Origin of the sequence: Sporolactobacillus sp. CQH2019, assembly GCF_028765345.1 — a bacterium.
Taxonomy (GTDB): Bacteria; Bacillota; Bacilli; order Bacillales; family Sporolactobacillaceae; genus Sporolactobacillus.
Genome location: NZ_JARAJZ010000013.1, coordinates 25,459 through 38,465 on the forward strand (window position 1 = coordinate 25,459; position 13,007 = coordinate 38,465).

The 13,007-nt window shown below is 43.8% G+C and carries 12 protein-coding genes and 1 pseudogene; 7 read left to right on the forward strand and 6 right to left on the reverse strand.

Features of this window, described 5'->3' with window-relative positions:
• The first annotated feature begins 19 nt into the window (after positions 1-19).
• The 3 genes from OYT88_RS16580 (at position 20) to OYT88_RS16590 (ending at position 2,327) form a co-directional block, all read left to right on the forward strand.
• The gene (locus OYT88_RS16580; protein WP_274401467.1) at positions 20-460 is read left to right on the forward strand and encodes a MarR family winged helix-turn-helix transcriptional regulator; all 441 of its coding nucleotides are present in this window, start codon (positions 20-22) and stop codon (positions 458-460) included.
• A gap of 180 nt (positions 461-640) precedes the next feature.
• Entirely contained in the window at positions 641-1,159 is a 519-nt protein-coding gene (gene tpx / locus OYT88_RS16585; protein WP_274401468.1) for a thiol peroxidase, read from the forward strand.
• A 208-nt stretch (positions 1,160-1,367) separates the two neighbouring features.
• Positions 1,368-2,327: an alpha/beta hydrolase gene (locus OYT88_RS16590; protein ID WP_274401469.1), complete on the forward strand. Its 960-nt coding sequence runs from the start codon at positions 1,368-1,370 to the stop codon at positions 2,325-2,327.
• A gap of 478 nt (positions 2,328-2,805) precedes the next feature.
• On the opposite strand, the gene OYT88_RS16595 is transcribed toward OYT88_RS16590, so the two are convergent.
• A complete protein-coding gene (locus OYT88_RS16595; protein ID WP_274401542.1) occupies positions 2,806-3,006 on the reverse strand; it encodes a cold shock domain-containing protein in 201 nt (66 codons plus the stop codon).
• Positions 3,007-3,925: 919 nt separating this feature from the next.
• Positions 3,926-4,696 (reverse strand): polysaccharide deacetylase family protein, encoded by a 771-nt coding sequence (locus OYT88_RS16600; protein ID WP_274401470.1) that lies wholly within the window; start codon positions 4,694-4,696, stop codon positions 3,926-3,928.
• A gap of 324 nt (positions 4,697-5,020) precedes the next feature.
• Between OYT88_RS16600 and OYT88_RS16605 the strand changes: the two genes are divergently transcribed.
• From OYT88_RS16605 to OYT88_RS16620, 4 genes are all read left to right on the forward strand, one after another.
• Complete coding sequence (locus OYT88_RS16605; RefSeq protein ID WP_274401471.1) at positions 5,021-6,250, forward strand: MFS transporter; 1,230 nt, start codon at positions 5,021-5,023, stop codon at positions 6,248-6,250.
• Between the two features lie 280 nt (positions 6,251-6,530).
• A complete protein-coding gene (gene bla, locus OYT88_RS16610; protein ID WP_274401472.1) occupies positions 6,531-7,457 on the forward strand; it encodes a class A beta-lactamase in 927 nt (308 codons plus the stop codon).
• A gap of 344 nt (positions 7,458-7,801) precedes the next feature.
• A complete protein-coding gene (locus tag OYT88_RS16615) occupies positions 7,802-8,971 on the forward strand; it encodes an IS256 family transposase (RefSeq protein ID WP_274401474.1) in 1,170 nt (389 codons plus the stop codon).
• Positions 8,972-9,030: 59 nt separating this feature from the next.
• Positions 9,031-9,414, forward strand: a complete 384-nt coding sequence (locus OYT88_RS16620) for a hypothetical protein (RefSeq protein ID WP_274401476.1) — start codon at positions 9,031-9,033, stop codon at positions 9,412-9,414.
• On the opposite strand, the pseudogene OYT88_RS16625 reads toward OYT88_RS16620, so the two are convergent.
• The 4 genes and pseudogenes from OYT88_RS16625 to OYT88_RS16640 all read right to left on the reverse strand — a co-directional run bounded on the left by OYT88_RS16625 (position 9,368) and on the right by OYT88_RS16640 (position 12,806).
• A pseudogene (locus OYT88_RS16625) lies at positions 9,368-10,085 on the reverse strand (transaldolase). The gene OYT88_RS16620 and the pseudogene OYT88_RS16625 overlap by 47 nt on opposite strands.
• 73 nt (positions 10,086-10,158) lie before the next feature.
• Positions 10,159-10,893, reverse strand: a complete 735-nt coding sequence (gene deoC / locus OYT88_RS16630) for a deoxyribose-phosphate aldolase (RefSeq protein ID WP_274401478.1) — start codon at positions 10,891-10,893, stop codon at positions 10,159-10,161.
• Positions 10,894-11,059: 166 nt separating this feature from the next.
• Positions 11,060-11,911 (reverse strand): GntR family transcriptional regulator, encoded by an 852-nt coding sequence (locus OYT88_RS16635; protein WP_274401479.1) that lies wholly within the window; start codon positions 11,909-11,911, stop codon positions 11,060-11,062.
• Between the two features lie 16 nt (positions 11,912-11,927).
• Positions 11,928-12,806, reverse strand: a complete 879-nt coding sequence (locus OYT88_RS16640; protein ID WP_274401480.1) for a YdcF family protein — start codon at positions 12,804-12,806, stop codon at positions 11,928-11,930.
• Positions 12,807-13,007 lie beyond the last annotated feature (201 nt).

The window sequence follows — 13,007 nt, forward strand, 5'->3', positions numbered from 1 at the left end:
TATGTAATGAGGGATTAAGTTGGATAAAGTTTTTTATTTGCAGGATCATCTCTGTTTCTCTTTATACGCTTGCTCGCGGGCCATTCTGAGAATGTATCACCCACAATTGAAAACCATGGGCATCACGTACCCGCAGTATCTTGTTTTACTTGTTTTGTGGGAAAAAGATGAGAGCACCGTCAAGGGCCTGGGCATGGCTCTCGATTTAGACTCGGGAACATTGACACCGCTTTTGAAACGAATGGAAATGAATCATTTGATCATTCGGGAACGCTCAAAAGAAGATGAAAGAGTTGTCAATGTAAAACTGACGGACACAGGCAGCGCGCTGCGGGAAAAAGCCGCCTGCATTCCATTATCGCTGCTTGAATCGAGCGGCAAGTCCGCAGAAGAAATAAAGGAACTGAACGAAACGATCAAGGGACTGACCAGGGCCATCTTGCGAAACAGCCCGTCATAAAAAGCTGTCTTCATAATTTTGTACAGCTCGTTAATAAATAAAATTTTTAGCCATATATATTGTTCACAATATAATTTTAAACAATCTATATCCTTTAAGGAGGTGACTGCCGGAAATTAATGTTGTCGGCTTGTTGTTTAAAAAATCTGTATAACTATTTCATTATGGGAGGCGTTTCGTATGGCAGAAGAACGTACAGGGGCAGCAACAATCGAAGGAAATCCGATCACATTAATTGGACCCGAATTGAAGGCGGGTGATCATGCGCCGGATTTCAAAGTAAATAAAGACCTGTTTACAGAAGTGGGCCTTAAGGATTTCAGTGGCAAAGTCAAACTTGTTTCCGTCGTCCCTTCATTGGATACCAAAGTCTGTGATGCTCAAACACGTCGGTTTAATGAAGAAGCGGCAAAACTGGGCGACCGCGTGGCCGTTCTGACGATATCAGTGGACTTGCCGTTTGCTCAGGATCGCTTCTGCACCGTTGCCGGCATTGATAAAGTGGTCACGCTGACCGATTACAAGTTCCGTGAGTTCGGCCGTGCCTACGGCGTGCTGATTAAAGAACTGCAATTGGATATGCGTTCGATTTTCATAATTGATGAGAATGACATTATCCGCTATGTCGAATACGTCAAAGAAATGACCAATCATCCGAATTACGAAGGGGCCTTGCAGGCTATAAAATCTTTAATCTGATAATCGGTGTTTCGAGGGGATATATTCTGTCCGGCAGGTCAGTCTCTAATGGATCAACAGGTTGGTCAGCAGTTAGGGCCGCGGGTCGGGCTCCGTGTCCAAGTCAGGAATCCGGCAAGCGGAATCTGTAAGCGGCCAGGCTGGTTTTCCTGTCTGAGGTTTTCTGATTTTATCACAGCCATCAAAATCAAAAAGGAGATTGATTCCAATGAGGCAGTCAAAAAAGATGACCCAACCGATTCTTGAGCAGGAAGCGCAAAAGTTTGTCGAGGCGACAGCCAATCCGCCGTATCTGTTTGATTTGAGTCCGGAAAAAGGGCGGGAAGCCGTTGAGCAGGTGCAATCCGGATTTGTCAAAAAATTGCCTGCTGATATTGAAGATCTGAAGATTGAAGGCGGGCCTAAAGGAGAAGTATCAATTCGCATCGTGCGGCCGCAATATGCTGATGAGACGCTGCCGGTGATCCTTTATACGCACGGCGCCGGCTGGGTATTCGGCAGCGCGCATACCCATGATCGTCTGATTCGTGAACTCGCTGTCGGCTCGCATTCGGCTGTTGTTTTCACGAATTACAGTCTCTCGCCGGAAGCCAGATACCCGATAGCCCTTGAAGAAATCTATACAGCATTAGACTGGATTGTGGCAAACGGCCATGACTATCGTTTGAATGCTCAGAGGATTACCGTTGCCGGAGACAGTGTGGGCGGAAATATGAGTGCAGCGATCACATTAATGGCAAAACAGCGGGGCGGCGCTTCGATCCAGAAACAGCTGCTGTTCTATCCGGTGACCGATGCTTCGTTTGATACGGAATCATATAAAGAATTTGCCACAGGTTATTTCCTCCGCCGTGACGGGATGCAATGGTTCTGGGATCAGTACACAACGGATGCAAACGCACGATCGGAAGTCACTGCTTCACCGCTAAGGGCAACGATTGAGCAACTAAAGGGGCTCCCTGAAGCGCTGATTATTACAGGCGAAGCCGACGTTCTTCGGGATGAAGGGGAAGCCTATGCTAATAAACTCAGAGAAGCGGGTGTCCGGGTGACGGCCGTTCGTTTTCAAGGTATTATTCATGATTTTGTCATGCTCAACGACCTGGCGGATACGAATGCCGCCAAAGGTGCACTTTTGCTCGCTAAGACCTGGCTGCGTGAATCATAAAAATCCGCACAAGATTAAATGACATGTTAAGCTGCAGCACTTTGCTGCGGCTTATTAGATTTTTACAACATTTTCCGGTGCACAAAGGGTGACACCTTTGCCAAGGTGTCACCGCATCCGCTCATACGCCTTATGTTATTGCCTGCTTAAATGATAAAAAGGAGCTATGAATCCATGTACGCCCGGTCGTCTGGGCCGGTAAAATGTCGGCTATGAGTCCTCACCATGCGCCGCTCCGGCCCCACTAACGGTTTTGCCGAAGCCTCAGAAATCCGTAAATTTTTATCTTGCATCTCTTTAGGGGATGTCCATGTAAGGATGTAAAGTAAAGGTCATTTTATTATGCATTAACTAAATCAAATTTCATCCTCGAGTTTTGAATTCCATCACCATGCCGGGCTTAATATAATATAAAAAAGAGGATGTCTCAGTCAGAAAACTGACTTTAAAGACATCCTCTTTTCTTAAATCATCTTAATCACAGCTTAACGACGTTAGCTGCCTGCGGACCGCGGTTGCCTTCAACAATATCGAATTCAACCTTTTGGCCTTCTTCCAGCGATTTGAATCCGTCGCCTTGAATGGCGCTGAAATGTACGAATACATCATCGTTGCCTTCCGACTCAATGAATCCGTAACCCTTGTCTGCGTTAAACCATTTTACGCTGCCTGTCACTATAATCACTCCTGATTAAAAATTTTGATATGCGTACGTTTTACCCCGAAGCGATCGCCCTGCTTAGATCTGCGCGGTGCATAATCGGCCGAATTATCGCTGGAAAATAAAAAATTCACATATTATAGAGAAGTATCAACAAAGGTACTGCACACTGATAACCTCTTTATAACATGAGAATTATGAATGCTATACTTCATCATACTGAAATCATTAAAATAGAACGAACAGCTAAGACTCATCTTCTTTGAAATCCCTTCACTGCTTAAGCCATATTACACCATTTCTGCAGCCACGTCAAGTTTTCATTAAAATGTCATAACTACAACAGCATCGGCCTCAGCAAATGTTTTGAAAATATATCATAAAGTTTATTGCCTGTGCACCATACCTAATGAGATATACTCCACTTTTTTATCCGCTGATTTATCGAAACGAAAATCGATCTTTTCTTTCCTGTCATAAATTGGCGGACCAGTGAATATAAAACTAAATTGCCTGAATAGAATTCGGTTTCATCATAGCCTTTAAATGTAGTGCCTGCCTCTCTATTCTTTGTTCTATATCTTTCAGAGCAAAAATCATTCACTTGTTCCTCCTTCCTTACTAATTCATCAACCAAGCCTGGTGCCGGATGAACATGCCCGTTTTAAGGCTGGTTTATAAAAAGTACGCCAGACATATTGATACAGCTCCTTTTTAAAAATATACTTTAAAACACACATGAAGGATCAAAGTTTTTCCAGATTTAATTTTGCCATACTATTTTTCCATTAAAACACAGATTTTATCCCTCAAATTTCGCAAAAGTGTACTGGGATAGGCATTAAAAATTCCTTAATAAAAGGATTTTCAATAACTTTACCATCTTGCATCGGAGAGCCTTTTTTAATAAATCTTTCGCAGCCATTTAAATCTTACTTCAGCTATGTTCCCTTTTAGGAAACTGCAAAGGGTGCATCGAGGCATTGATGCGTTTCATTTGATACCCTTGGCGTTGTAAGTATTGAAGTAATAATTCAAAAGACTGATAAGTCGTAGCACGATCATGAAGCAGAATAACCGGTATTTGTTTCTTCTCCTCAAGTCTTTGAATTTGTTGAATCGTCCGCTGAACAAATCGCTGATCTCTATATCGCCAATCCTGACTGTCGACATTCCAATCCCACATGATAAATCCATTTCGAGTGACTGCCTTGTAATAAGGCGCTTTCATAAATACATAGCTGCCATACGGTACACGAATAAACGGCGTTGTAATATGGGCTGCTTGTCTGACGATTTTTTGATCCTCTTTCATTTCTCCCACCAGTGATTCCTCTGAACGATATAACTTTTTATAATCATGGCTGATACCATGCAGTCCAATGGTGAATCCTTCCCTTGCCATACGCCTGACGCTCTGGGGGTATTTTATAACATTGGGACCGAGTACAAAAAAAGTTGCTTTGGCATGATAACGGTCCAACAGATCCATTATTCTATTGGAAAATGCTGAAGGACCGTCATCAAAGGTTAAATAACAAATTTTCTTTCTGCCAACAGCGCTCATTTTATAAACAGGATCAGGAATTCCTCCGCTCATCTTATATTGTCTGCCGGCTGCAAAAGAGTTAATCGGCCTGATAAAGCAACAATTGAAAAATATTAAGACGATGATTGCCATACGCATCCAATCATTATTCCATCGCACATTTCTCATCCCCAGATAAGTTCTAACTTACATCTCCTTACTATGCCCTGTTTTCTGTCGTAAAATGTGGCATTCATCTAAAGCAATTACTGACGATGATCATTAAAAAATAATACGAAAGTGTCCCATCATCCGGTATTCGATCTTACTTTTTTGTGCCGTCTAATGAATCCTAGCAACAGCGAATGCTGGAAATTAAATAATACACAAAAATTGAGATAATCCATAATTGGGTTTATGATCAATTTTATGTGATCATTTCTAAGCCTCACGTGTCGTAAACGGAACCATTAAACAGGCATTAAACTGAGGGGGCGAGGTCTGTTGGATGAAACTGAAAAAAATCAAGAATCGTGGCATCGAAATCTTCATGTGCTTTGGTTTTGTACATTTATTGCCAGTATGGCTTTCAGCGAAATCATGCCTTTTTTATCTTTATACGTTAACAGTTTAGGTAATTTTACAAAGCAGCAAGTGACCTTTTACAGCGGTCTGGTCTACGCCGCCAACTTTTTGGTGATGGCTTTTGCCTCACCGCTCTGGGGGATATTAGCTGATCGCAAGGGGCGCAAAATTATGTTGCTGCGCGCATCGCTGGGAACTGCCGTAGTTATGGCCTTAATGGGCACGGTCACCCACGTTTGGGAACTGGTTGCTTTTCGGGCACTGCAAGGTGTCTTTGCCGGATTTATTTCAAATGCTCAGGCTCTGGTAGCGGGGCAGACACCCAAAGAACACAGCGGCGCCGCGCTAAGTACATTAATGACCGGGGCCACCAGCGGTATACTTCTAGGCCCGGTGATCGGCGGCACGCTGGCGCAAATTTTTTCTATTCGATTAACGTTTTTCATTACCGCCGGGCTGTTGTTCCTGACGTTCCTTTTGAGTTACTTCTGCGTCCAGGAAAACTTTCGGCCTGTGAAACACCCGCAGCAGCAATCCAGGCACCGTAACCCATTAGCCATGTTTCCTAATCCTAAGCTGATCATCGTGTTGTTTTGTTCGACGCTGATCGTTCAGTTCGGCAATGTCTCCATTTCACCGATTATCAGTTTGTATGTCAAGGAATTAATGCATGATGTCGGCCCGATTACGATAGTAGCCGGACTCATTGCCGCACTTCCAGGGATTTCTAATATTGTGGCGTCACCGCCGCTCGGACGATATGGTGATCGCCATGGTTCCGGCCGTGTCTTGATTTTCGGCTATATCTTCGCCACAGTCATGTATTTACCGCAAGGATTCGTCCACAGCATTTGGCTGCTCGCCCTGCTGCGCCTAATGATCGGGATTTCCGATGGTGCTTTGTTCCCTGAAATACAGACTCTGCTGACTAAAAATTCACCAGCGGCAATGACATCAACTATCTTCAGCTGGAATCAATCTTTTCAGGCTCTTGGGAATATGCTGGGCTCACTTCTTGGCGGTATCATCGCCGGGGCTTTTGATTATAATGCGGTCTTTATCTCCACTGCCATGTTGATGTTAATCAATCTCATTCTGGTATGGTGGCTAATACCGGAAATTCGTCGATCACAAACAGCCGCAACTTAATTTCCGATAAATCTTTATTTTATCGGCTTTTCCCCTTTGGGGATAGCCTGCCTATTCAAAAAAGGATGGGCCTATCTGAATGGTACTGCTTCATTTGTTAAAATATTGCCCGTAAGTTTTACTCCGCCCCTGTTTTCATGTCAGGCAAGGGAGTCGTTATTTTTTACGTGAAACAAAGCAATTTCATACTCTTCACAGCGTCTTGCTTCAGGCCATAATGTTTAAACACGCTTATTCTATTTTAAAGACATCTATTATTAATAGAAAAGGGGTTAAAGTCTTGAGGAAAACACATTATAATTTCAGCAAGCATATTATATCGGCCCTGCTTTTGCTAGTGATTGCCATTCTGCCCCTCGCCGGCTGGTCGATGACCGCCAAAAAACCTGCTGACAGGCCCAACAGAGCGGTCAAGAAAATACCAGCCCATATAGACCGCGAGTTCGCACAACTTGAGAGCAAATTTGATGCCCGGCTCGGAGTCTATGCTATCGACACCGGTACAAACCGGAAAGTCGCCTATCGGCCCAATGAGCGATTTGCTTACGCATCTACCTACAAGGCTTTAGCTGCAGGAGCAGTACTGCAGCAAAACTCAATTGACCAATTAAACAAAATCATCACCTATACTAAGGACGACCTGGTTACGTATTCACCAATTACAATGGCACATGTGGATACCGGTATGACTCTTGAGGAAATTTGCGAGGCTGCCATTCGCTACAGCGATAACACCGCAGGAAACCTTTTACTTAAGAAACTGGGCGGTCCTGATGGATTTGAAAAGGCCCTTAGACAAATAGGCGATAGGACGACCGAAGCTGATCGCTTCGAGACAGATTTGAATGAAGCTGCTCCGGGAGACATCCGTGATACAAGTACAGCAAATGCGCTTGCTGCCGACCTTAAGGCTTTCACGGTTGGCCATGTGCTCCCAACTGATAAACGTAAATTCCTCACGGATTGGATGCGTGGAAACAGTACTGGGGACCAACTGATCCGCGCCGGCGTACCAAAAGGCTGGGAAGTCGGTGATAAGTCCGGGGCCGGAGGCTATGGCACGCGAAACGACATTGCCATCGTTTGGCCGCCGAACAGAGCGCCTATTATCATCGCCATTCTGTCCACCCGCAATACGAAAGATGCCACCTATGACAATGCGCTTATCGCAGAAGCTGCCAAAGCCACACTTGACGCTCTGAAGTGAACAGGCTAACTATGAGTGTCCCCTTAAATGCTTTTTCCCCGAGGGCGTCGGTACCAAAAAAGGATGATCCCAAGCAAGAGATCATCTTTTCGATCATATGAATGGTCTCACCCCGGCCAAATTCGCTGCTCTATCGGCCGATTCAGACCCCCTTCCGGCCAGATTCACTGCTCTATCGGCCGATTCAGGCTCCCTTCCGGCCAAATTCGCTGCTCTATCGAGAGTGTATGATAGTTTGTGTAAATGGAGAATCAGCTTATAAGCTGATTCTTTGAGACCATAAAAAAGGAAGGATATCCTTTAAGTTAATGCGACCAAACAAAAACTCAGAGAAGATCCTTACCTTGTCTCATATTGTAGATGAATGGAGTATTGAAAAGCAACTGGATGGCATGATTCGTTCTTTTGTCAAAGAGAAACTGGAGACCCTCATGAAGGAGGAGATGGAAAACTTTTTTACACAGGAACATCCGGAACTGAAGAGCAGTAAAAATGGTTCCTATCCACGCAGGTTGGATACGAAATATGGCCGGATCGATCCTCTGAGCGTTCCCCGAGACCGGGAGAACTATTTTCATACTCAACTCTTTCAACCCTATAAGCGGCAGGACGACTGGTTGGGCAGTGCGATCATTACCCTGTATCAAAAAGGAATGAGTACACGCGATCTCGGTAAATTTATTGAAACGATTCTGGGGGATCATTATTCAGCGGGGACGATTTCAAAGGTCACCGAAGTGGTCCGTGAAGACGTTGAAGCCTTCCAGAAACATCCGTTGAAAAAACGCTATGCCGTCGTGTTTCTAGACGGAACCTATCTGAAACTGCGCCGGGATCATGTAGCCAGTGAAGTAGTCTATGTCGCAATAGGGATTACACCCGAGGGGTATCGGGAAATCCTTGGCTTTTATGTAGGGGGGCAGGAAAGCTCTCTCGGCTGGAAAGATATCCTGATTGATCTCTATAACCGAGGGATGCAGGAAGTTCTGCTGGCCGTCTTCGACGGTCTGCCCGGGCTGACTGAATCCTTAAAAGAGATCTACCCAAAAGCCAACGTGCAGCGCTGTGTCCTGCATAAAGTTCGCCATTCGATGCATAAGGTCCGTCAATCTGAGCGGCAGGCCCTGGCCGTGGATCTCCGGAGGATCTATAGGGTGGACAGTAAGGAACAGGCGCAGGAAGCTTTTCAGGCCTTCGAAAAGAACTGGCAGAAGCTACACCCCAGTCTGGTTGAATCCTGGAGGAAAGACTTGCCCGCCCTTTTGACCTTCTTAAACTATCCTAAAGATATCCGGGCGTCCATTTACACGTCAAATATCATCGAAAGCACCCATAATGTTTTTAAACAACGGGTTAAAACGATACGCAGTTTTCCTGAGGAGCAGGCGGTAGAAAAAGTTTTCTATCTCGTGGCCAAGGGCCTCAATCAAAAATGGGAACGTGTGAAAATGCCCGGCTTTGTCAGCGCCCAAAGTGAGATACAGAAAATGTTTGAAAAACGGTACGGAATATAAACCCATCAAACATTTCTGGGGAGGGGGGTACCCCCCTCCCCAGAAAAGGCCATGACTTAATGGATACCCTGCCTTACACAGACTTATTGACAAACCCGCTCTATCAGCCGATTCAGACCCCCTTCCGGCCAGATTCACTGCTCTATCGGCCGATTCAGGCTCCCTTCCGGCCAGATTCACTGCTCTATCGGCCGATTCAGGCCCTCTTCCGGCCAAATTCGCTGCTCTATCGGCCGATTCAGGCTCCCTTCCGGCCAGATTCGCTGCTCTATCGGCCGATTCAGGCCCTCTTCCGGCCAAATTCACTGCTCTATCGGCCGATTCAGACCCCCTTCCGGCCAGATTCACTGCTCTATCGGCCGATTCAGGCTCCCTTCCGGCCCATCCGGCGGGCGTTCATTCCGTTAAAATGGAGAAGCCTAATTTCTGAATGTCCCGGTTAAAGCCGATCACCGTGTCCAGCGATAACTGCTCCGGCGTCTTGCCGACCTTCTTCAACTTTTCAATGACGGCGGGCAGGTAATGATGTCCACCCCGAGCCGGTCGGCCTCATAGACGTTGAACACTTCCCGGGTGCTGGCCCAGAGCAGCTTCGCTCCCTTTTTCGTCCGGCAGATCCCGACGGCTTTCTTCATATAAGGAATCGGATCCGCCCCCGAGTCGGCGATCCGCCCGGCAAAGACGGAGACAATATTTTCAACGTCCGGATTGAGCGCCGCCACGGTCTCTTCCACCTGTTTTGTCGTGAAGATCGCCGTCACGTTGAGCGAATAGCCTTGGTCCTCCAGCTTCTGAATCAGCGGCACGGACGATTCGCCCTTCGTATTCGTAATCGGGATTTTGATGAAGACGTTTTTCCCCAATGCCTGGATTTTTTCCGCTTCTTTCTCCATCGTTGCGAAGTCGTCGGCGAACACTTCGAAGGAAAGCGGGAGATCCGGGATCGCCCGGACCACTTTCGCGGCGAACGCGACATAGTCTGTCACGCCCGCTTTCTTCATTAAACTCGGGTTGGTTGTGAATCCGGAAACAAAACCGGTCCGGTAAGCAGCCAGCATATCGCTAATGACGCCCCATCCGCATAAATTTTCACATTTAAGTTTAAATTGCTCATCTGTTGATCGCTCCTTTTTTTGATGATCATTCATAAACCATCCGGATTCTCAGTTAGTTCATCGATGGCCGGTTTATTGATCGGATCTAATCTTGCTTCCTTTTTTTATATTTAAAACAATCGGAGTAGAATTAAATCCAACTCCCATGCGGTCGATCCCCATATCAATGAGTTCAAGAAAATGCTCGCGTGTACGGATGTGACCCGAGCCTTTGACCTTAATTTTGCCCTTGCCGGCCTCAATCATAGTCTTAACCACTTCTGCCGTCGCACCGCTGGTGGGGCCACCGGTAAAGAAACCGGTTGAAGATTTAATAAAATCTGCACCAGCAGCGATGGCACACTTGGTACCTTCCTTGATTTGTTCTTCGTCCAAGGCGTCGGTTTCGATGATGACCTTGACATTGGTGCCGTACTGGTGGCAAACATCGACCACGGGCTTGATGTCGTTGATTACGAAATCGTCATTGCCGCTGCGCAACTGGCCATAGTTTGAAACAATGTCCAAATCCTGAATTTTGTACTTGCTGCAGTACTCTTTTGCCTGCAGAACCTTGGATTCGGTAGTGGAGAGCCCAAAGGGAAAATCACAGACGACACAAATACCCGTCTCGGTACCCTCGACCATTTTGGAAACCAAGTCCAGGGAGGCAGGGTTGATGCAGATGGTGGCGCAGCCAAAATCAATGCCTTCCTGCGCATATTTGCGAATATCCTCCTGTGTGAATTCGGGTTTCAGCACAGACTGATCAATATAACGCGCCAGCTCCTTTGTTGTCATTTCATTTGCTTTTTTTGTTGGCTTCATCATTTAATGCCTCCTAATATGCGGGATATTTTTTTGTATGATTTGTATCATACATTTATGATGTTAACGACTTGATTGCAATAAATCAAGTCCATTTTTCTAAATAAATCGGTTTTTAAGTATAAAAAAACCGCCTAGAATTTTTATTCTAGACAATCTTTAGACTTTATATAGACAAACTGCGCTGGAAATCCAACTTGCCTTTACTTGAAGCTGTCTTTTTATATAATTCCAAACGAAATACGCATTTATCTGCTCTAGTCGTTGAAGTCGTTAATTCAAAAACATAACCGGAATCCAAGTGTGAAATTCGTTCAATCCTGTACCCGGCAATGTTGGGATTACATTTTAACAGATGAGCAACCCGTTCTTTAATTATAATGGATTCAATTGTTTCAGATGCGTGATATAAATTGAGTGCATATTGATTATTTAATGTATCATATAAAGATGCTGATTGAAAGTCGAATCTTTCAATCTCATTACATAGATAATATGGAATATATGTGTTTTCAAGAAGAAGGGGTTCACCGTTAGCACAACGTAATCTAATAAGATGAAATGCCTTTGGATTAGCCTTTGGTAATTGTAACAATTCAACCATTCGGCTATCTGTTATACTAATTACCTCTTTTGTTAACACAATAGAAGTCGGAATAGCGCCAATACTGCGCATATTTTCCGTAAAATTATATAAATAATCTATATTGCGTTTGAACTTTTGATCGGCAATAAAAGAACCTTTGCCTCGTTGTCGAATAAGCAGTCCCTCTTCTACTAAACGATTCATGCATTGGCGCACAGTTGTCCGGCTAATATTCAGCGCTTCGCATAAACTGTTTTCTGTAATCATTTGATCGCCGGGCTTTAAAATGCCTGCCTGTATTTGAATTTTTATATATGATGCCAACTGTTCGTATAAAGGAATATTATTGTCTGTAGAAAAGCGAAATGTATTTTTAAAATAATTAATATCCAAATTTTCATCCCCATGTTTCATATTTATTTCAATGGACAATCATACCTGTCCGCTTTCAGATCAGACGCCGTTTTCTAGAATCGGGAAATGATTTTAAGATTAAACTGTACTCTTCCTCAATTCGTGGGGGAATGTCAATATGAATCATGTAATGCTTACCGCATGGTCCATACCCATATCTATCATCGCGCAACCTTGGAATTTCGCCAATAATAAGTTCAATAAACCGCTTCAGTGACCACATGCCGCATATCTCACTCTGACTGGCAAAATTAAACTGTTCATTCAGATAAGGAATAAATGGTGAAAAACTTAATATATTTATTTTGCTATTTGAGAAATAATGCTGCAAAGTTGCAAAACTTCTTAACTGCAAAAGAGGGTCTTGTATCAAAATCAGGCTATTATGAGATATATTTTGATTTTGAAGCAGGTTTAAAGAAAATAATGCATTTTCCCCGGTATTTGAAGATTTTTCTTCTAATAATATATCTTCCGTCAAAATATTTTCCTGCTGTTTAGCAATCTCTGCAAGAATAAAAGCTTCACTTTTATTTTCCACATTAAGAAAAGGATACTTTTGTTTGGCATTCTCCCTAAGTATTGGCGTTGAATGCCCAACTCCTCCACTAAACATTATTTTTTTGCAGATGCCATTCTTATACAATTTAGCAGCCAGTTCAGCTGTGTAAGGAATTGAGTTGCCAAGCACAAGTAAAACATCTGCTTGTAAAGTTCCGAATTGCTTTTTTAAAGCTTCAGCATTCAGATTTTCATAATTTCTGTACGACAGAAATGAACCTATATGATTAAAAGCATCTCTCAAAACATCTTTTTTAAATTTTACCCTTTTAACTTTGAGTAGATCTTCAGAAATCTTCACCTTTTGATTCAATAAAATTCTATCTAAATTGTACGATGTTCTTTTCTTCATAAGATTTTTCCTTTTTAAATGATTGTAACCAAATTAGATAGTTCATATGTATCATACAAACGATACATATGTCAAGAATAAGATCGGCATTCCAGTCCTTTCAAATAAATTTTCGTAAAATATGTCATCCCATTTTTTGTTCCTGATCATCAACTAAGCAAAAGCACATCAAAGGATGTTATGTTTGAATAAAGCTGTTTG